The organism is Actinotignum sanguinis (assembly GCF_003957255.1).
In the GTDB taxonomy this organism is placed as follows: domain Bacteria; phylum Actinomycetota; class Actinomycetes; order Actinomycetales; family Actinomycetaceae; genus Actinotignum; species Actinotignum sanguinis.
In genome coordinates this window covers 1-19,975 of record NZ_QDIE01000033.1, presented here as the reverse complement: position 1 = coordinate 19,975, position 19,975 = coordinate 1, and the positions used below count along the sequence as shown (strand labels likewise).

At 61.0% G+C, this 19,975-nt stretch carries 15 protein-coding genes; 12 read left to right on the top strand and 3 right to left on the bottom strand.

The annotated features are described in order from the left end of the window. The first annotated feature begins 200 nt into the window (after positions 1 to 200). From DDD64_RS07560 to DDD64_RS07545, 4 genes are all read left to right on the top strand, one after another. On the top strand, positions 201 to 431 hold the full coding sequence (locus tag DDD64_RS07560) for a hypothetical protein (RefSeq protein ID WP_016441840.1): 231 nt from the start codon (positions 201 to 203) through the stop codon (positions 429 to 431). A 284-nt stretch (positions 432 to 715) separates the two neighbouring features. Beyond that, entirely contained in the window at positions 716 to 1,051 is a 336-nt protein-coding gene (locus tag DDD64_RS07555; protein WP_126135769.1) for a WXG100 family type VII secretion target, read from the top strand. A 68-nt stretch (positions 1,052 to 1,119) separates the two neighbouring features. Further along, entirely contained in the window at positions 1,120 to 1,407 is a 288-nt protein-coding gene (locus tag DDD64_RS07550; protein WP_126135768.1) for a WXG100 family type VII secretion target, read from the top strand. 126 nt (positions 1,408 to 1,533) lie between these two features. Next, positions 1,534 to 4,803, top strand: coding sequence for a VaFE repeat-containing surface-anchored protein (locus DDD64_RS07545; RefSeq protein ID WP_241227596.1), 3,270 nt, complete (start codon positions 1,534 to 1,536; stop codon positions 4,801 to 4,803). A gap of 118 nt (positions 4,804 to 4,921) precedes the next feature. Here the strand turns inward: DDD64_RS07545 and DDD64_RS07540 are convergent, their stop codons facing one another. Together DDD64_RS07540 and DDD64_RS07535 are read right to left on the bottom strand one after the other, a co-directional pair. Next, the gene (locus DDD64_RS07540; protein WP_338119682.1) at positions 4,922 to 6,292 is read right to left on the bottom strand and encodes a type VII secretion protein EccB; all 1,371 of its coding nucleotides are present in this window, start codon (positions 6,290 to 6,292) and stop codon (positions 4,922 to 4,924) included. 14 nt (positions 6,293 to 6,306) lie between these two features. Further along, a complete protein-coding gene (locus DDD64_RS07535; protein ID WP_126135765.1) occupies positions 6,307 to 7,740 on the bottom strand; it encodes a hypothetical protein in 1,434 nt (477 codons plus the stop codon). A gap of 297 nt (positions 7,741 to 8,037) precedes the next feature. On the opposite strand from DDD64_RS07535, the gene DDD64_RS07530 reads away from it, so the two are divergent. Beyond that, a complete protein-coding gene (locus DDD64_RS07530; RefSeq protein WP_126135764.1) occupies positions 8,038 to 11,907 on the top strand; it encodes an FtsK/SpoIIIE domain-containing protein in 3,870 nt (1,289 codons plus the stop codon). Here the strand turns inward: DDD64_RS07530 and DDD64_RS07525 are convergent. Beyond that, positions 11,861 to 12,883, bottom strand: a complete 1,023-nt coding sequence (locus tag DDD64_RS07525; protein ID WP_126135763.1) for an Fpg/Nei family DNA glycosylase — start codon at positions 12,881 to 12,883, stop codon at positions 11,861 to 11,863. The genes DDD64_RS07530 and DDD64_RS07525 overlap by 47 nt on opposite strands. Before the next feature lie 78 nt (positions 12,884 to 12,961). Here DDD64_RS07525 and DDD64_RS07520 point away from each other — a divergent pair, with 78 nt between their 5' ends. The 7 genes from DDD64_RS07520 to DDD64_RS07490 all read left to right on the top strand — a co-directional run bounded on the left by DDD64_RS07520 (position 12,962) and on the right by DDD64_RS07490 (position 19,597). Further along, positions 12,962 to 13,498: a hypothetical protein gene (locus DDD64_RS07520; protein ID WP_126135762.1), complete on the top strand. Its 537-nt coding sequence runs from the start codon at positions 12,962 to 12,964 to the stop codon at positions 13,496 to 13,498. Next, positions 13,482 to 14,282 carry a Fic family protein gene (locus tag DDD64_RS07515; protein ID WP_164545965.1) on the top strand — a complete coding sequence of 267 codons (801 nt, stop codon included), beginning with the start codon at positions 13,482 to 13,484 and terminating at the stop codon, positions 14,280 to 14,282. The genes DDD64_RS07520 and DDD64_RS07515 overlap by 17 nt, the downstream gene beginning before the upstream one ends. 139 nt (positions 14,283 to 14,421) lie before the next feature. Further along, positions 14,422 to 17,049, top strand: coding sequence for an ATP-dependent chaperone ClpB (clpB, locus tag DDD64_RS07510; protein ID WP_126135760.1), 2,628 nt, complete (start codon positions 14,422 to 14,424; stop codon positions 17,047 to 17,049). Between the two features lie 283 nt (positions 17,050 to 17,332). Continuing rightward, positions 17,333 to 17,650: a hypothetical protein gene (locus DDD64_RS07505; RefSeq protein WP_126135759.1), complete on the top strand. Its 318-nt coding sequence runs from the start codon at positions 17,333 to 17,335 to the stop codon at positions 17,648 to 17,650. A gap of 78 nt (positions 17,651 to 17,728) precedes the next feature. Then, the gene (locus DDD64_RS07500) at positions 17,729 to 18,454 is read left to right on the top strand and encodes a hypothetical protein (protein WP_126135758.1); all 726 of its coding nucleotides are present in this window, start codon (positions 17,729 to 17,731) and stop codon (positions 18,452 to 18,454) included. 121 nt (positions 18,455 to 18,575) lie between these two features. Further along, on the top strand, positions 18,576 to 19,190 hold the full coding sequence (locus tag DDD64_RS07495) for a hypothetical protein (protein WP_241227594.1): 615 nt from the start codon (positions 18,576 to 18,578) through the stop codon (positions 19,188 to 19,190). 92 nt (positions 19,191 to 19,282) lie between these two features. Next, positions 19,283 to 19,597 (top strand): hypothetical protein, encoded by a 315-nt coding sequence (locus tag DDD64_RS07490; RefSeq protein ID WP_126135756.1) that lies wholly within the window; start codon positions 19,283 to 19,285, stop codon positions 19,595 to 19,597. Positions 19,598 to 19,975: the final 378 nt, after the last annotated feature.

The following is a 19,975-nucleotide window of genomic DNA, read 5'->3' as shown; positions in this document are numbered from 1 at the left end:
CCTTACCGCCACACCATTCACGTGGGTAGCTGACGTGGATAGCCTCCTGGAGAAAATAGCACGCGCGAGAACAGTCTTAGAACAAACCCCCACCCCATAACCGGAAACCTAAATCGCGGACGGTGCAGTAGCCCTCATGTTCATATGGATGCACTACCATATTCCTACCGGGAGCCAGCCACCCGGAGACGGAGGAAACCGTGAGGAAACGCCAATTCGGCCGCCGGCATGATGACCAGCAGCGCGGCAGCGCCACCGGGGAAGATCCCACCATCGAATCCGAAGAAGAGCTGAGCGGCGGCTATGATTTCGGCGGCTACCAGCCGGGGCAGAGCTACTACCCGCGCCGTCGCCTCTTCTGGCAGCGTGCCACCATTATCGGCATCGCTTTCGTTATTTCGATGGTCGCTCTCGTGGCCTATTTCCTGTAACGCCTGATAACGCGCCGCGGGAGCGGCGCGGCGGCGTCGCCCTGAAACACGGTCAGCATTGGGTACGACGGCGCCGTCGGGCACGGGCGCGCAAGGCTAGTCACAGCCGGTCTGCCTGTGGGCGACACGCCGGCCGGGCAGCTACCTGTGGATAACATTTTTCATCTCTCGACAAGCACCACCACCATCAGCCACCATAGGAACACCGGTCCTCACCGGCCGGCGTCCGAAGCGCGGAATTCTCACCACTCGCGCGCCACCACCTAAGCATCTCAGGGGGATGTATGGCTGTATCTACCGCACAATTGCGGGTCAGTAATGATTCCATTCTCGCCGTTCGCGCGCTTCTTGCCCAGGCCCAGGAGGATTTGCGCGCCCACCTCCACTCCACCGTGGATCGCATCGCGAGCTGGCATGCCGGCTGGCGGGGCACCGCCCCGGTGGCCTTCGCTGCCGCGCTGGAAGAATACCGCGCGGCAAGCGAAAAACTTCTCGCTCTCCTAGCTGATTACGGGGCGCGCCTGGGCCGCGCGGATGCCACCGTTACCGAAACAGACGCGGCCACCCGCGCGGATTTTTCCCGTATGGCCGCTTTAGTTGGGGATCTGCCGGCGGCCTGATAGCGCCAGCTTTCCCGCGTCGGTGCACCAGCATCAGCGTGCCCGCACACTTTACGGAAAGGATTGTCATGACCGAGGTTCGTGCCCATTTTGGGGAACTCTCCGCGGGTGCGGCTGATATGGCTGCACACGCCTCCCGCATCGAGGCGGTGCTCGCGCACCTCGATGCGCGCATACGCACCGCAATGGCAGATTGGGATGGGCAATCTCAGGCAGCCTACGAAGCCGCGCAGATGCGGTGGCATGCCGCAGCCCGCTCCCTGAATGACATTTACGCGCGTATCGGCCAGCAGGTCGAATGCGCCTCGCAGAACTATCGCGCGGCTGATCGGGCGGTTGCTCGTCTCTTCGGATAGGGGGCGGCAGCTCCTCGTTGCCCGCATTCCACTTTCGATATACATGCACATTCGTCGTGCATGCACGTCCGTCATGACCTGACGTTCTTCACTACCTTACGTTCGTCATGCATAAAAAATAATATTGTGAAAGGACTCGTATCCACCATGGCAATAACCACGGGCCCGAAACCCACCCCACATGTGATTCGGGTATGTCTTGCTTTTCTCATGGTGTTCGCTTTGGCGGGCGCCGGTCTTTTCGGCGGCGCCGGAGCGCGTGCCGATTGGGATCGTTCCGTTGGCCGCGGTATTGACATTAAAGGCGTAAATGTTGTTGGCCACCTCCGCCTCGGCCCGCACTACGCGGAAACGCAATCAATTAACGGGGTGGCGGTGGAAGGGTACCCCATTTGGTGCATCCAAGCTAAATATGCCGATCCCGGCCCCGGCGAAATGGTCGACATCACGACTCTTACCGAATCCCGGGCGCTCGGCCCGGGGGAGTTGCAGCTGAGCACCCCGCAAATGGCCTGGCTACTCAACCGCTACGAAGGTAATACCACGGATGATCTCAACCTGGCCGCACTGAGCTACCTCATCCACGTGAATTTCGAAAAGGAATACCCGGGGCATCCGGGCCGGGCGCAAGCCACCGTGAACGAACTGGTGGAAGCGGTGCGTTCCCAGCGTCCTGATATTGAGGAGCGGGCCCAGAACTACGTGCGTGAAGCGCGCGCCAGCGCCGCCGTCGGCTACGTGAGTGGGATCGTGGAAGGTGAAGGGGATCGCAGCGGTGCCATCCGCGGTATTGGCGTACACCCGGATGATTCCGAGGCGTGGCTGCCCGGAATTCCCGTGGTTATTACCCTCACCGGCCCGGCGGTTTTTGACGTGAGCGGTAGCGCGACCTGGAGCGGGGTAACCGATAGTAAGCCGCTGGAGCTAGCGTGGTCTGCCACCGGGAATGGCCAGGTGAGCTATACGGCGGTATTTGATACCCCGGTTCGTACCACCCTCACGGTATTCGGGGCGGATGGCTCTGTGCAGGACACCATCACCTACGGCCACCGCCCGGTCAGCGATCCTCTTACCCGCAATGTTCCCGGGCGCACCTGGGAAGTTATCTATGATTTCCAGCCCTTGGGTACCTCCAAGGTGAGTACCCGCCCTATTAATACCGACGGCGTTATTCGCGATACTCTCACCACCGCCGTTAAGGAGGATTACGGGGACGGGAAATGGACCCAGGTGAAGGGGGAAAATGTGCCTGTCACCTACCGGGCTACCGCCTATTGGGCGGGTCGCACCACCCCGCAGCGCAGCGATTCAGTTCCTGAAGGAGCCGAGGTGTTGGGCTCGGTAACGGTCCAGGCCAACGGCCCGGGGGAGATACTCACCGCGGAACTTTCCACCCCTAAACGCGGTTTCGTCACCTGGGTGTGGGAGGTCCGTAAAAACGAGCAGGGGGAAAATGCCCGCTATATTCACGCGGATTGGGCGGATAGTTACGCACTTCCGGAGGAAACGTCCCGGGAAGAATTCCCCTTCCGGCCGCTCGGGGTATCGCACGTGGCCGATGCGAAAGTGGTAGATACCGGCACGGTGCTGAGTGATACTTTCGTGGCCCGCGCGGATGAAACTTTCCGGGACGGGGAGTGGAGTCGCCGCCCGGGAACTAACGGTTCTTTTGAGGACGGTCCTTTTATCCCCGTCACCTACCGGGCTACCGCCTGGTATGTCTCACCCACGGTGATTCCGGAGCCGGGTGTGGTACCGGCAAGCTCGGAAAAAATTGAGTCCGTGACGGTGGTGGCCGAAGGCCCGGGCCCGATCCGGGCAGAACTGAGTGAGCCGGTGACCCGGCCCGGGATGTACACCTGGGTGTGGGAAGTCCGCGCGGAGGATCAACCGGCCGAATTTGCCGCTTGGGTTGAGGCCGGTTGGTCGGATACTTTCGGGTTGGCGGATGAAACAACCTCGGTGCGCTACCCCGGGAAGATTGATTCGGCCCTCTCGATTCGCCAGACGAAGTCCGGCACCTACCTGGTGGACGACGTCTGGGTGAGCGGTCTGCCCGCTAATCACCCCGATTTCACCGGCGGGGCAGGTTTTGGGGCCGATACTCAAACGCTCACCCACACCCTGCTTTTCTTCCCGGAAGGTCAGGCCGTAACCGATGAGAACCGCCCGTCCGCTCGCCAGATCGGGCAGCCGGTGGTGCTTCCCGCTCGTAACGGTTTCTATCCCAGCGTGGGTGATCCTTCCTGGATTATGGAGCAGGACGCGGCCGGGGAAAACCTGCCGGGCACCTACGTGGTGGTCTCCGATTTCGCGGGGGATGATCGGGTGGCGCCGCTATCCACCAGTGTTACCGATGTGGCCGAGCAGTTCACGGTGACCCGCGAGCCGTCCCTCCACACCACCATGCACCATGCCGACACCCATATCGCGCCCAATACTGGCACCGTCACCCTGGTGGATACTGTTTCTTATCAACATCTGATTCCCGGGAAGGAATACGAGGTCCACGGGGCGCTCTTGGACGCGACCAGCGGCCAGCCGCTGCGCGATGCCAGCGGGAGCGAGCTCACCGGCACCAGCCGTTTCGTGCCCGAGCACCCGCACGGTAGCGTGGAAGTGGTTTTTGAGGTCGACGCCGCAGCTCTGGCCGGCACCAGGGCGGTGGCCACGGAAACTCTCCGCCAGGACGGGCGTGATATTGCCGTGCATGCTGATCTGAACGACACCAACCAGACGGTGACCTTCACGCGCCTGGCCACCCGCGCCCGGGATGGTGCTTCGGATGCGGATGCGGATGCGGATGCCGGTGGGGCTGAGAGCGCAACTAGTGCGAAGCGCACCGATGGTGCCGGCGGCGATCAGATTCTTAGCGCCACCGCGGATGCGGTTATTACCGATGAGGTATGCGAACTCAGCGGAGCACTTATTCCCGGAGAGACCTATCGTATTGAAACGGCCGCCATGTTCCCCGATGGGACGCCGGTGCTCGGGAAAGATGGCACCCCGGTGCGGAAAGTCAGTGACTTCATTCCCGGTTCACCTAGCGAATGCGCCCGCATTAAGCTGGGCTTTGATGCGAGTGCTTTAGCTGGCCGCAAGGTGGTTATTTTCGAATGGGTGTACCTGGGTGACCGCCTCATTTCCGAGCACACCGATCCTCTCGATAGCGAACAGACGGTTCGTTTCGAAGAACCACCGGTTCCTCCAACGACGCCGCCTGCTACGCCACCGCACACCCCGCCCGCCACTCCGCAGGTCACGCCGCCTGTACCTCCGCAGCTGCAACGCACCGGTGCGGCGCTCGCGGGCTGGATTTTGGCCGGGCTCACTGCGCTCGCCGGCGGTTTGACTTTGCGCTACCGGGCTAATTCCCGTTCCAGCGTTACCCGCTAAAGGCGGGATAACCAGCTACTAACTATTTCCAACGTATGTCACTCACAGCCCGGGCCGGGGAGGATATCGACTCCCCGGCCCGGGCTTGTTCCTGCGCAAATGAGGGGTGCGCGGTCATTTACGGGCGGTGCCGAGTGCAGGCAGCGATATCGGTCCGGGTGGTGCCGTGCGGATCGGTGCAGAGTTCATCTACGGAAAGAGTGGTGGCCGCTTCGGGAAGGTGGGTGCGCCAGGCGGGCGGGAGCTCAAGCGGGCTGATGTTATCCCAGCTAGCGGCCCTGCTCAGCCGGGCAAGATCGGTGATCTCTACCAGGGTGCTCCCCTGCACCAGGATGGTATTTTCCGCATCCGCGCCCGCACCGGCCACGAGCACCGCACCGCTGCGTGATGCTGGGGATTCGGGTGCGTGCACCAGGAAAGAGCGCCCCGCGTGGAAAGCCGCGCATACCCGGGCGGGGCCAGGTTCCGCGGTTCCGGCAGCCCCGCCGGAGGCCGGGCCGGGCTCCGCGCTGAGATCAGCGGGCCAGCCCTCTCCGGGGCCCGTTTCACGGAAATCAAGATGGGCGCGGGCTGCCGGGTCAAGGGCATACACCCGTGCCCGGGCACTGTGATCGGAGAGCCGATACAGGTGGAAAGCGGTGGGGGAGAGCGGTTCGAGCACCCCGCCCGAACTGATATGGAACCAGGTGCGGGTGCCGGCACTGTCAGCAAAAGCGACCAGGTCACCGACCCGTGCTGCTCCGATGCCGGGAAGATACCCGGCCGGTTCTCCGGCAGCGGGAACCGTGAGGGGAGCGAGAGGCCGGCCCTCCGCCCAGAGTGCTACCCAATCCGGTGGCGCCTCAAATACCGGAACCCCCGGAAATTCACTGCGGAAAGCCGCTTCCGGTATATCTACCCGGTAGCGCTGCTCGGCGGCGATGAGCCACAAACTGCTCGGTGTTCGCACCAGCACCGCGCCGCGATATTCCGGGAGCGGAGCCGTGGCCGCCAGGGTAAGCGGCGCGGCCGTGCCCTGCATATTTTCCTCGCTGTCCGCCTGCGGGGCTGTAACACTTGCGGGGCAGGCCACCATCCACGGATCGCGCAGCTCAGCTGCGGTCGGCAAAGAATCAGGGGCGCCGGGAATTCCCAGGGGCGCCCCGCGCGGTATACCCGCGAGCCGGGCAGCCGGGAGCACATGGGTGGATACTCCTTCTGGATACAGAAGGTAAGCACCTGCCAGAGTAGTGAGAGGGTGGAGAATTCCACCGGAACTGAGATAACGGGCTCCGCTATCTGCAGCGACCACGATCGCGCCATCCTCCCAGCCCTCGGGAAGTTGCGGGGAGAGCGCCCGTACCGCTCCGGTACCGGCCGCGGCCACCAGAGCTAGCCCAAGAGCTCCGGCCAAGCCGGCCAATCCCGGGCGGGGAGCCTCCTCATGAGCCGGTATTCCCCACCACAAGGCACCCGCGATACTACGGCGCCGGAAACTGCGGGAGCTCATAATAGCGCGCGCGTTTACCATGGACTGACCGCGATAACTATCCCGGCGCCGAGCAGGGCGGTGAGTATGTGCTCCGTAATCTCCACCCGCCGGGTGAGAAGAAGTTCGGCTTCTGACCGCTCACCGCGGCCTCCACTATTGTCGGTACTCTCCGGTTTTCCCCGGTGGCTTCGATACCCGAGGAAAACAGCCGGAATACTGACCAGCACCGGAGCTGCCAGGCAAGCAAGAATACCCGGCGCTGCTTGCGCTGCCGGATTCCGCATGGCCAGCACACAAAGCTCCACATAAAGAAGAAGGAAGAAAAGGAGCCGAAGTACAAACGCGGCGTCGGCGCGCATACTTATGGCACGTAGCCCGAGCACAGTTACCGCCGTGCAACATATGGCCATGGTGAGGATATCCGGCCGGCAAGCCAGCGGGAGGAACGTGGCGATCACGAAGACCACGCCGGCTTCAGCCCCCAGGGTACGGAGGGTGAGGGTACGGGCCCAACTTTCCGGGCTCTGCCGCGCAGATAAATCCGGGCCAGCGGTGGTGGGAATCTCCGGTGGAGAAGCGCTCACGTGCAAGATAACTGGCGCAATGGCGCGAACTGTACATACCAGCGCCACCACGATGACGAGTGCGGTGGGTTGTGCAAGCCGGGTGTGGAGCAGGGCCACGCCGCCCCAGCTCAACATACCGATTGCCCAGGTGAGCAAAAGACTTCGGCCACCCGGCACAGGAACGACCACCCGGGCGAGCACCGCGATAATAAGGAGAAGGCAGCCGGCTGCGATCCCACCCGATCCCATGGTTGACCCCGCACCTGGTACTACCAGCGGGGCAGCGCGCCATCCGCATGCTGCCCCCACCCAGCCGCTGGCGGCGAGCAGCGCCAGCGCTATGACGTGCGAGCCGCTGCCCAGACGCGAGCCCTCTTGCCGGCGAGCATATGCCCAATTCACATGAGCAAGACCGAGGAAAACCAAGGTGATACCGGCCAGCACGGGAAGCGCGAGCACGTGGGGGAGCTGGGCACACGCGCTATACCCGGCCAAGCTAAGCCCTGCTACCACAGCCGTCCCGGTGGCGCAGCTGCGGAGCGCAGGTGGGGAAAGTTCGCCGCGTTCGATCAGGGTGGAATGGCGGATACGGCTGAGAACCGGGTCGTGGCGGGGAGGCGTGGGCGGCGCGGGCCCGTCAATAACCAGGCAGATTCCGGGGAAGAGCAGGTCCCCTGCCGGCCGGCTCGGATCCAGGTGCTGACCGGTGGTGGTACGAACCGTCCAGGTGGGAGGCGTGAAATCCGGAGCGAGGAGACGCAGTACTTCGGGAATAAGAGCGGTCAGTGAAAGCGAGCTGGCTAGCTCGAATTCGCCGCGCCGCCCCGCGCAATGCACGCATACGGGAATCGCGATATCCACCGATAGGGTACCGCGTGATTCTGCTAGTTCTCCAGCCATATGCCCTCCTTTCTGCGCTCGTACCTGCGCGTGCAGTAGTTCGCCCGCGCTCGCCCCTGAGATAGCACAGGCCGCCGGTACCGAAGCGTCGCGGCCGTGGGGTGAGGGCACGGTATCAAGAAGGCCGCCGTCTCACCAGAGCTCATCCACAGCCCAGCGAGTTATCCACAGGCCCAGCTGGTCATGTGCGAGAGAGATGTGCCGTCGTACCGAAGCTGTGGATGGTGCCTCGCCTTGAGGCCGCTCCCTCGGTAGGGTGTGCCGAAAAAGAGAGCGCATTCGCGAAAGGAGGGCAACGTGGAGGTTGTGACCATTCCCGCGCCGCCCGCGTGTTATCGCGGCAGCGGGCAGAAAATGAACGCCGTCATGTTTATCCCCGCGCTGCTATCCGTGGTGATGCTCGGGGTGCTTTCCTCCACCGCCCGGCGCTCTGCCCACATGCTTCTCCTTATGGGAACGCTGGGGTTTCTCATGCTCGCCTTCGCGCTCCTCAATATGGGCCTGACGCTGCGGCGCAATGCCGGGGAGCGCGACGGCGCGCGGCGTGATTACCTCGCCGCCCTGGCCAGGTGCGAAGCCGAGGCCGCCCGCATGCTGGAGGCCTGTGTTCGCGAAGAAGCGGAACGTTATCCGGCTCCGCTTGTGCTCCCGTTGCGCCTGAGCCGCGGCATGCCGCCCGCGCCGGGCCCGATTCGGGTGGGGCAGGCCTTGCTTGCGCCGCCCTATACCGTCACCCTTGCGGAGGATCCGCCCGGGGAGCGCGACGACGCCGCCCGCCGGGCCCGGGACCGCTGCGCCGCGGAGGTACAGCGCACAATCCCCGGCCCCGGCCTCCTCGACCTGCCCTCGTATTCCACCGTGCGGGTGAGTGGGGAGGCGGCCTGGGCGTGGGTGCGGGCCCTGCTCTGCCAGCTCGCTGCGAGCATTCCGCCTGGTGATTTAGCTATTAGCCCGGATGATAACGTACCCGGGGCCGAAGCGGGCTGGCTCAGTTGGCTTCCTCCGTGTGCCGTTACGGAGGCGGGGCTCGGCCGGGTCACGCACCTTATTATTAAGGGCTCCGCTGGAGCACCCGGGCTACCCCGGCCGCCCCGGGCACTCGGACCACCGGGAGCCGCAGGATCGTCCTCTCACATCACACTTTATTTCCGGGAAGATTCCGGGCGCGCAGGCCCGCCACCGCAAGGGCCCGGCCCGCGGGGCTGGCCGGTGCAACGCGAAGCGAGTCCCCCGCCCGATTCCGGCAGCCTCGCCGCGCTTGTGCATTTTCTCGAGGGGAACGAGGCGGCACATCTCAGCCTCGTTGATAGCACAGGGGTGCGCGAGGCTATTCCGGATCTGCTTGACCTGGACGGAGCTGCCTACTGCGCCCGCGCGCTCTACCGCTCCCGCGGTTCCGCACCGCAGTCCGCTAGTGCACAGGTATACGCTGATCTTCTCGGATTGAGATCCCTTATCCCGGCGCGTGCCGTCGCTTCGCATCGCCCAGCCCAGCGCCCGGAAGCCGCTTTGCGGGTGCCCCTCGGCCTTGATCCGCAGGGAGATCCAGTATGGCTGGACCTCAAAGAAGCCGCGGCCGGTGGGATGGGCCCACACGGGTTGCTCGTGGGGGCAACCGGGTCCGGAAAATCGGAGTTGTTGCGTACGCTCCTCCTCGGCCTGTGCCTCACGCACTCGCCCGAGCAGCTCAACCTGGTGCTCATCGATTACAAGGGCGGGGCGAGTTTCCACCCCTTTGCCGAGCTTCCCCACACCGCAGCTCTGGTCACCAACCTGGAACGCGATACTTCCCTGAGTGAGCGCATGGAGGAAACCCTGCGCGGGGAAATGAACCGCCGCCAACACCTGCTCGCCGAGCACGGCCAGCACTCCCACCTGGGAGAATATGAGGCAGATCGCGCTCGTGGCGCCCATAACGGCCCGCTTCTCGCCCCACTCCTTATTATTGTTGACGAGTTCGCTGAGCTCCTGAGCGACCACCCTGACCTCATCGACACCATCGTGGCCATCGGGCGCCTGGGTCGTTCGCTGGGAATCCACCTGTTGCTCGCCACCCAACGCTTGGACGAAGGCCGGTTGCACGGCCTGGATTCTCACCTGTCCTACCGGATCGCGCTGCGCACCTTTTCCGAGTATGAATCCCGTGCGGTTATTGGAACCCCGCAGGCCGCTCACCTCCCGGCCCAGCCCGGTTGCGGTTTCCTCGCGAGCGGTGCCGAGCCGCGCCGCTTCACCGGGTTTTATGTTTCTGCCCCGCTCGCGGCACGGCCGGCTCACGTTCCCGCAGTACGACGCCGCAGCTGCGGGCCACCACCTACCCGGCCCGCCGATGCGGCGTTCGGGCCGGGCTTGGCCGCGAACGGGTCGTGCACACTCACCGCGGCGCTCGAATCGCTGCTGGGGGCCGGGCCGCGGGCCCACCCGATCTGGTTGGAACCGCTCACCCGCCCGCGCCATCTCACCGAGCTTATCGCGGTGCGTACCTCACCCAGGTTCGGGATGTATGTGCCGAGCCAGCGGGCCACCCCGCTGCGGCTCACGGTAGGTGAGCGGGATCTTCCACTACTCCAGCGCCGCGAAGCCCTCCGTATCGATCTCACGGATTCTCATCTCCTGGTGCTCGGCGCTCCGGGCGCGGGATGTGCTGAGGCATTGCGGACCATTGCCGGGACCATCGCTTTGGGATATACCCCCGCCGAAGCGCAATATATGCTGTGTGATCTCGGCGGTTCAGAACTCGCCCACCTCATTAACGTGCCGCATATTTGTTTTCAGGTAGATCATTCTGAGCTGGAGCGGATGCGTGCCGGATTGGTTGAGTTGAGGAACGTGCTGCGTGCTCGCGAAGCCGCACGGAGCGGGCAATCACCTGACCCCGATCCTTTCGGAGAAATATTCATTTTCCTGCGCGGGTGGGCGGCGCTACGAGCGCGCCCCGATATGGATGAGCCCCTCACTGAACTCATCGAGCGCGGCCCAGCCAGCCGCATTCACATTATTACGACGGCTACCCGCCCCACTGAGATTCCCGCGCACGTGCGCGATTTCTTCACGACGCGGCTCGAGCTACGCCTGGCTGATCCCTATGATTCACATGCCCCGCATCGGCGCGCTGCCACCGTCCCGGTAGACTGCCCGGGCCGGGGAATAACTCCCGCCGGGGAACATTTTTTACTCGCCACCACTCGGCCACCCGTAGATTCTGGTGTGTCGCACGTGAATTCGCCCGGGGCGCGACAGGATGTTCCCGCCTCGCACCTGGATGTTCCCGCCTCGCACCGGGGCGATCTCCTTGCCGATATCCGCGCGGCCTGGGCCGGGCCGCCCGCACCCCAGCTATGGGAGCTCCCCGCGCACCTCAGCTACCAAGAGCTCCTGGCGGGAGGTGCACTGTCCCGCCCTTCGCTGAATGCGCTGCAGCTGGGAGTGAGCGCCCGTCACCGCGGGCCAGCCGCCCTCGATCTTGCCACCACCGGGCATGTTCTTATTATTGGGGAGGCAGGATCGGGGAAAACTGCCACGTTGCGCCTCCTCCTCAACCAAGTGGCCCAGAGTGCGCCACCACCCCGTCTTTTTCTCATTGACCCGCATGGTCAGCTGCGCACCTGCGTCCCGCCCGAACTCATCGCGGGAAGTTACCGAACTGGAGCGCAGGCTCGCGCGGATATGGAGGCTCTTGCCCAGGTGCTCGCCGCCCGGCGCTCTCCAGTTCCCCGCGCCAATAACAATATGGAGGTGGCGGCGCCACCCGCACCGATTATTGTCATGGTGGATGATGCCGAACTTCTTGATCCGCAGAGCTCTGCGCTCACACCGCTGAGCGAAGTACTCGTGGACGCTGCTGAACTGGGGTGGCACCTCATCCTCACCACCGCGGAACCTGCGCACTTGACTCATGTCCCGCTGTGGCGGCGCCTCCTCGCCGCCTCCCCGGCCGTTCTCCTGCTTTCCGGTGATTTTCGCTATCGCGGTGTGAATGCCCGCCGCGATATTCCGGGGCGAGCCCAGCTGATCACCGGCTCCCTCGCGGATACCGTGCATATCGCGTGGCTTCCGCCCGGCCCGGCACATCTCACCGGTGGCACGGGAGCGCCGGGCGCACAAGGAAAAAATCCGAGGTCTAGCGTTGGCAGCCCGGGCACCAGAAGAGGCGACGTCCCGCCATAAGTTCCTCCCGAATAATTGCGCCGCAGCGCACGCACGGGCGGCCGGTGCGGTGATAGACCGCGAAACGCGAGAGTTCCGGATCGCCCGCGGGAATGGGATCGGGCTGGTATTCGGGAGGAATTGTCACAATAATTCCGGAATCTACATCACGGCCCATGCAGAGCACCAGGTCATCCCAGAGCTGGCGGTAGCGGGATTCGGAAACTTTATTGGCCGGCCGCAACGGCGAAATCCCGGTGCGCCACAAACAATCAGCCCGGTAAATATTGCCCGGGCCCGCCACAACAGCCTGGTCCATGACCACCTGGCCGGCCGGGATCTTCCGACGGCGCGCCCCGGTCACGAATCGCTGCCGGTCGCCCTCCTCATTGCGAATAGGATCGGGACCGAGGCGAGCGATCACCCCGAGGACTTCTTCCCCGCTGAGAATCTCACAGCGGGCAGGGCCGGTGAGCTGGGCAACCGCCTCTGGGCCGGCGAGGCGCAAGCGGGTTGTCGGCGTCGTCGCCAATTCTACCAGGACCTGGATATTGTCCTCCGGTAGACCGTCGCGACCACCCGGAGACGCGGCGTTCACCAGGCGCGTGGTGCTATCTTGTCCACCGTCGATGGTCTTGCGCATGCCCGAATCTTCGGTGGGGCTCACGCGGATTCCGGCGCCGTGCAAACCGGCCACGCCCGGCCCCGCAAAAGCCCATTTTCCGTAGAGTCCTAAATGAATGTGGAGCCAAGTGGCCTGCGGGTCGCCAAGCTCAACGTCAGGAGTGCCGGGTGCTGCGGCGGCCGGTTCGCGAGCGGAAAGGAAAGGCCAAAAAAGATGTTTACCCCAGGCGTGGGCTCGCCCCGCGCGCATGCCGTCGAGCAGTGCCGCACCTTCAGCGAAACGCCCCTGCGGGGAACTGGCCGCCACGGCTTCTCCGCCAAAAAGCGCCGTGAGAATACGTCCGTGACGATGAATAGCGTGACCTTCCGGCACCGCTCCTCCTCCATTCGCTATGCAATTCATCCAGTATAGGCGGGCGGGTTCGGGTGTGTGGCCGCTAGGATAGCGGGTATGGAGCCACATGCAGCAGTACGTCTTTTCTCTCGTGCAATTGAGGGGCGCCTGACCGCCGAAGATGAAGGAGAGTTGGTGCGGTTAGAAGAAGAAGGACTCGTTCGTGACCGCGCGTCTTTACTAGCCTCGTGTGCCCCTGCCGCGCCGCTGCAGAAACGGGGTGGGCAGCTGCTCTACAGCGATAAAACCGGAAAAGATTTATTACGTAACCTCGCGCTCATCACGAAAACATATTGGATTTCGGGGGCTCTTGCACTCTCGGCGAGTCTGGACCACGCCGTGAGCGGCACACCTATTTTCTATATTCCGCAAGCCGATATTGACCGTCTGGATAAAACGGCTGCCACCTGGGGTGGCATGCAGCCCCTGTGGGTGCTTCCGATTGACGAGGACGTGAGTGAGGGCGCGCAGTGGATCGATTTCTTCGAGCATTATGTGGGGGTCGGCCGCGCGGTTGTGGATACCTACGTGGCTGGGGATGTGGATGCGGCTCTCACCTGGATTAAGGAAAAAGAAGATGATGTCGCGGTATAGCCTGGGTTCACGGCAGTATCGCGGGTACGACGACGCAGCCAGCAGGCGGCCGGCCTCGTTGAGCGATGCCGTTACCCCCTTCCTGTTGCCCGCGCCCGCTGCGCCCGCGATTGCGCCCCGCACACCGGAAAAAGCGATTGAACGCTTCGCCTATCTCACCTCTGGGCATGTGTGGTCTATGGCCACGCTGGAAGGCAAAACTATAACGCTCCCCGAGGTCGTGACGCTGATAGAAGAGCGCCCGCTACCCGGCCATAAGCGCAGCGATGAGGACGTGGCGGCGATGGTTTCCGCCCACGAGCTTGTAGCGAATTTGGTGCGGGAAGGCTCGTTCCGCATGGATGAGGACAGCCAGAACCGCATCCATCGCACCCTCACCTACCATTCTCTTATTGATTCCGGTGTGTTTCGAGGAGAAGGTTCGGTACGCGGGGAGCACGGGAATGTGGATGTGGCGGGTACACACTACCAAGCACCCCGGGATCCAGCCACCTTGCGCACAATTTTCACGGCTTCGCTGGCACACCTAGATGATAGTGATCCGCTGCGTAGCGCAGTCCAGTTTTTTGCCACTTCCACGCTCGCGCAATATTACTTCGACGGGAACAAGCGCACCGCGCGGCTCATGGCTTCCGGGTATCTCATGGCCCGCGGATATGATGCCATCGCTATTCCGGCCGCGTATTTCGAGGAGTATCAGAATGCGCTGCGCGAGCTTTTCTTGAATCGGGATATTGCTCCGATTGCGGAGCTGATCTATCGCGGCGCCGAAGAATTAGGCTAGCGTCCGCGTTTCCGTGGCTTGGTGCCCGGAACTGCCATATCTTCTAACTTGAGTGGAATAGACTCAAGAAAGCTTGCGTTGATATGAGTGGATCGGCGAAGTGGTGACCAGGTAGCCGCCGCCGATGTAAGGAGTTGTCATGGATAAGTTAACAACGAAGTCGCAGGAAGCGTTGGCGCAGGCCATCCGCACGGCGACGGATGCAGGGAATCCCCAAGTGGAGCCGGTGCATCTCTTGAGCGCTTTGCTCGCCCAGGAAGGTGGAATTGCCCTTGCCCTGCTCGAAGCGGTGGGTGCTAATCGCGTGGATATCGCGGAGCGGGTAGCTGGGGCGCTGGCGTCCTTGCCGCGGTCGGCGGGGGATTCGGTGCAAAATCCCGCGGCTTCGCGCCCGCTCTCGCGGGTGATTTCGGAGGCCGGTAAGGAAGCAACCAGCTTGGGGGATGCCTATATTTCTACCGAGCATCTACTCATGGCGATTGCGGCCTCGCAATCCCAGGCGGGGGAGATTTTGCGCGGCGCGGGCGCATCGCACGAAGCGCTGCGTGCTACCCTGCCGCGGGTGCGTACCGCGAAGGTGGATAGCGCGGATCCGGAAGGTACTTTCCAGGCCCTAGAAAAGTACGGTCAGGATCTCACCGCGATGGCTCGGGAAGGGAAAATGGATCCCGTGATCGGCCGCGATAGCGAGATTCGCCGCGTGGTCCAGGTGCTTTCCCGGCGTACCAAGAATAATCCGGTGCTTATCGGGGAACCGGGCGTTGGGAAAACCGCTGTTGTGGAGGGTCTCGCGCAGCGCATGGTGAATGGTGATGTGCCCGAGTCTTTGCGTGGCAAGCGGCTTATTCAGCTGGATGTTGCCTCCATGGTTGCCGGGGCGAAATACCGCGGTGAATTCGAGGAGCGCTTCAAGGCCGTCCTGAATGAAATTAAAGAGGCTGCGGGTGAAATCGTCACGTTTATTGATGAGATCCATACCATCGTGGGGGCCGGGGGCGGTTCCGAAGGCGCGATGGATGCCGGAAATATGCTCAAGCCCATGCTGGCGCGTGGTGAGTTGCGGCTGATCGGTGCCACAACCCTGGATGAGTACCGCGAAAATATTGAGAAGGATCCGGCTTTGGAACGCCGGTTCCAGCAGATTTTCGTGGGCGAGCCTTCGGTGGAGGATACCATCACAATTTTGCGTGGTATCGCCCCAAAGTACGAGGCGCATCATAAAGTAACAATTACGGACGGTGCCCTGGTTGCCGCGGCGCAGCTGTCCAACCGGTATATTACCGGCCGGCAGCTTCCCGATAAGGCCATTGATCTGATCGACGAAGCTGCTTCGCGCCTGCGCATGGAATTGGATTCCTCCCCGGAGGAAATTGACGTTTTGCAACGGCAGGTTGATCGCCTCACCATGGAGGAGTCCTATCTTTCTGAAACGCAGGACGACGACGCAGCTACCGCCGACCGCCTAGAAACCATCCGGGCGGAATTGGCTGACCGCAAAGAAGAATTAGCTGCCTTGACCGCGCGCTGGGAAAATGAGAAGGCCGGGCGCAACCGGGTGGGTGATTTGCGTGTCAAGCTTGATGAGCTGCGCACCGAATTCGAATTAGCGGTCCGCGAGGGCCGTTACGAGGATGCTGGGCGGCTCCAAAATGGTGATATTCCGGAGGTGGAACGCCAGATCGCGGCGGCTGAAGCTGAAGAGGCGAGCGGGGCGAGCCGTGACCATGAACCGATGATCGCTGAGCGGGTGGATTCTGAGGAAGTTGCCGAAGTGGTGGCGGCTTGGACGGGTGTGCCGGTCGGTAAGCTCATGCAGGGTGAAACGGAGAAACTCCTCCATATGGAAGAGGAAATCGGCCGTCGCCTCATTGGCCAGCAGGATGCGGTGCGGGCGGTATCCGATGCGGTGCGCCGTTCGCGTGCCGGGGTGCAGGATCCGAACCGGCCCGATGGGTCCTTCCTCTTCCTCGGGCCTACGGGTGTGGGGAAAACGGAATTGGCGAAGTCGCTGGCGGACTTTATGTTCGACGACGAGCGCGCCATGGTGCGTATCGATATGTCGGAGTACGCCGAAAAGCACTCGGTGTCGCGGCTGGTCGGGGCACCTCCGGGATATGTGGGGTATGAGGAAGGCGGTCAGCTCACCGAAGCGGTGCGGCGGCGGCCCTACTCGGTGATTCTGCTGGACGAAGTGGAAAAGGCCCACCCGGATGTTTTCGATATCCTGCTCCAGGTTTTGGACGACGGGCGCCTCACGGACGGCCAGGGCCGTACCGTGGACTTCCGCAATACCCTCCTCATCCTGACCTCGAATTTGGGTTCGCAGGCTCTAGCTGATCCCACCTTGGATGCCGCGGCCCAATATGACACGGTCATGGCGGCGGTACGGGCACACTTCAAGCCGGAGTTCCTCAACCGCTTGGACGACGTGATTGTTTTCCACCCGCTGAGCATGGAGGAAATCGGCAAGATCGTGGATCTGCAAATCACGCAGCTGGAGCAGCGTCTGGGTGAGCGGCGTATGCACCTGGATGTGAGCCCGGCTGCGCGCGATTATCTGACGATGGACGGATACGATCCGGCCTACGGAGCTCGCCCGCTCCGCCGGCTTATCCAGCGGGAAATCGGTGACCAGCTGGCCCGTATGATCCTCGCCGGGGAAGCGCATGACGGGGATACTATCCGGGTGGATACCCAGGAAAATGCTACGGCCAGTGGCGGGGTTCCGGGCCGGGGCTATGCCTTGCGTCTCAGCGTTGAATCCTAATAAGTGAAGAGCCCTATCTACGTCCGGGGTGTGCCGATCCGGCACACCCCGGACGTGCTGTTTCCGTGAAGTTTGGCGGGCGGTGTTGCCGTTACTCGCGGTGGTGCGCCATGTGGGGCTGTTGTGTGTGATGCGACTGCGCACAATTTACTCGCTGAAATTACTCTGTAAAAAGTCTTGACGGATCTTGAATGTGTCCTTTATTCTGATCTTAACGGCGTTTCTTTGAGTGTCGTTAAGGATCACAGGTCCACACCGTTCAACGGAGAATAGGAGGAAGATCATGAAGACTATCCGAAAAGTAGGTGCCGCATTCGCGGCAACACTGCTATCGATCGTGGCGTTTATGCCATCGGCCAGTGCTATCCAGGTGGGTGGCTACAAGAAGTGCAACTTTAATCAGGCTCATGTTGGGGTGTATGCGGAACAGCAGACAATGGAGCGCATGACCATAAAAGTACGAAGTGACGTGCTTTACGATAAGGCAACTCTGTATAGGGTGAGCGTTGTTTCTAACCACTTCAATGGTAATTGGAGCGCTGCGGCACCGGAGCTCCTTCGTGCACCTACCCACGCTACCTGTACCCCAATCGACTGGTAGATCGTATTCCATACTCGTGTGGTGGCGGGGAAGATCTGTCTTTCTCGCCACCACGTGTATAACGAAGGGGTGCGGCTTATGAAGTGGAAAAAGTTGGCCGTTTTCTTTGTCGCTCTTATGGTGGCGGGGGGCTGCAGCACTAGTAGTTCCGATTCCGGAAGCGTGGGAGAGTCTGGAAATCAAGCGGCTGCGGCTTCAGTATCCGAATGGGATCCAAATTCCTGGAAAGCGAAAATCAAGATCTCACCGCGTTACCACACGGAGGATGAGAAGCTTGCTTTCCGAGCACAATGGCTAAAACGTGATGCGGAGCATTCTGGTATTGAGAATCCGCCGGACGTTGCTCTTGTGGAATGGCAGAATTCTGTGGAATTGATGGATATCAAGCGTGCCGAATGTTACAGAGAAAAGGGTTTTAGTGCCTATGTGCCCCCTCATGGAGGAGTCGCTTTTGACCCGGGTATTCCTGAATCGCAACAAGAGGCGTACGACCTTGCTGCGTATGAGTGTTATGCGAAGTATTTTCCTAATCCGGAATTTCTCACCAATTGGTCAGAAGATCAATTGAGAGTGATATGGGATTACTGGGATGAGTATTACATTCCTTGTTTGGCTGCGCATGGATTCGATGTCGATACTTCCAAGCGTCCGGTTCGGGAAACCTATGCCACTACATTTTACTCCAATCCTGAACACCGTTGGTGGCCAAATAATGGAGGCTCTCTTGAATTCGAAATCCCTCCAGAGGTCTTAAAGATTTGTCCGGAGATTCCTCCTGCTTCCCAGTTTTACGGATTAGAATGAGGTTTAAGAAATGAGAAACAGGATTGTATGTATCCTGAGTCTCCTACTCGTGGTGATGGGTGGTTGCGCGAGCGGAGGTTCAGATTCCGGGAGCGCTGACGAAACTGGAAGCGAAACGGCTGTGGCTTCAGCATCCGAATGGGACCCGAATAGCTGGACAGCGAAGATAGAGATTAAGCCACGTTATACCACAGAGGAAGAGAAGCTTGCTTTTCGTGAGAAATGGTTGAAACGGCATGCGGACTACTGGGGGATTGAAGAGCCGCCCGATGTTCCTTTGGTTGAATGGCAAGAATCATCCGAGGAAGAGGATCGCAAAATGGCCGAGTGTTTGACCAGCAAGGGTTTTGGATTCCATGTCACCCCCAAAGGCGGGATTGCTTCCAATGGGAGTATTCCGGAATCGCAAGAACAGGCATACCAGTTAGCTAGTTACGAATGCTATGCGATGTATTTTCTCAATCCGGAATTTCTTACCGATTGGTCGGAAGATCAATTGCGGGTGGTTTGGGACTACTGGGATGAATACTATATTCCCTGCCTCGCTGCGCATGGTTATAAGGTTGATATCTCCGAACGCCCCGCTCGAGAAACCTACGTCGCCAAGTTCCACACCGACCCGGAACACCGCTGGTGGCCGGATAACGGCGGCTCTCTTGGATTTCAAATCCCGGTAGAAGTGTGGAAAGTCTGCCCGGAATATCCGCCTTCGCGTGAGTTGCATGGGATTGGATGACTTTAGGGGGAGGAGAATGGCATTTATGTTATAAGAAAAGTTGGGCCGGGTGAAATATATATTTCACTAGAGAATATGAATGGAGAGCTAAGATGAAAAAACAATCTCGAAGTATTTTTGGAGCAATCGTAAGTTTGTTATTGGTAGTTGCAGTAGCGCCTTCTGCTGAAGCAATGTACCTCGGTGGCTATAAAGAATGTAATGCGGGCCAAGCGGTTGTGGGCCTTCGGGGTGCGCAAAGAAACCGAGGGATAATGATTTTTACTATTAGAGGTGAAGTAGTATACCAAACTACTGACTACAGTGGATGGGTTACTACTAATTACGCCAGTGGGAAATGGCGTATTTCTGCTGATGATTTGGTGAGTAAATCAACTTACGCGACGTGCACGCCAATTGATTGGTAGTGATGGAGAATTGCTACTCAAAGTTCTCTCGGATATTTGGAAATCTTGTTCGAATACTCTTCCCGCTTCCCAGTTTTACGGATTGGAATGAGGCCCAAGAAATGAAAAACAAGATTGTATATGTCCTGAGTCTCCTACTCGTCGCGGTGGGCGGTTGTGCGAGCGGGGGTTCCGATTCGGGGAGTATTAACGAAACCGCAAGCGAAACAGCTGCGGCTTCAGCATCCGAATGGGATCCGAATAGGTGGAAAGGTTGCGTCCGTTAGTGTGGTGTATCTGTATCCCGCGGTGATCCTCGTGTCGGTATACACAAAGGCGACCATCGCGGGTACCTTTCGAATCAACTCCTACCTATCCTCGAAAGGAGATACCCCGCAA

What these genes read in the sequence shown, in the direction of transcription:
- DDD64_RS07500 (WP_126135758.1), top strand. Translation starts at nt 17,729, where the DNA reads ATGAAGTGGAAAAAGTTGGCCGTTTTCTTTGTCGCTCTTATGGTGGCG.
- DDD64_RS07505 (WP_126135759.1), top strand. Translation starts at nt 17,333, where the DNA reads ATGAAGACTATCCGAAAAGTAGGTGCCGCATTCGCGGCAACACTGCTA.
- DDD64_RS07535 (WP_126135765.1), bottom strand. Translation starts at nt 7,740, where the DNA reads ATGGCTGGAGAACTAGCAGAATCACGCGGTACCCTATCGGTGGATATC.
- DDD64_RS07520 (WP_126135762.1), top strand. Translation starts at nt 12,962, where the DNA reads ATGGAGCCACATGCAGCAGTACGTCTTTTCTCTCGTGCAATTGAGGGG.
- DDD64_RS07555 (WP_126135769.1), top strand. Translation starts at nt 716, where the DNA reads ATGGCTGTATCTACCGCACAATTGCGGGTCAGTAATGATTCCATTCTC.
- clpB (WP_126135760.1), top strand. Translation starts at nt 14,422, where the DNA reads ATGGATAAGTTAACAACGAAGTCGCAGGAAGCGTTGGCGCAGGCCATC.
- DDD64_RS07540 (WP_338119682.1), bottom strand. Translation starts at nt 6,292, where the DNA reads ATGAGCTCCCGCAGTTTCCGGCGCCGTAGTATCGCGGGTGCCTTGTGG.
- DDD64_RS07550 (WP_126135768.1), top strand. Translation starts at nt 1,120, where the DNA reads ATGACCGAGGTTCGTGCCCATTTTGGGGAACTCTCCGCGGGTGCGGCT.
- DDD64_RS07490 (WP_126135756.1), top strand. Translation starts at nt 19,283, where the DNA reads ATGAAAAAACAATCTCGAAGTATTTTTGGAGCAATCGTAAGTTTGTTA.
- DDD64_RS07515 (WP_164545965.1), top strand. Translation starts at nt 13,482, where the DNA reads ATGATGTCGCGGTATAGCCTGGGTTCACGGCAGTATCGCGGGTACGAC.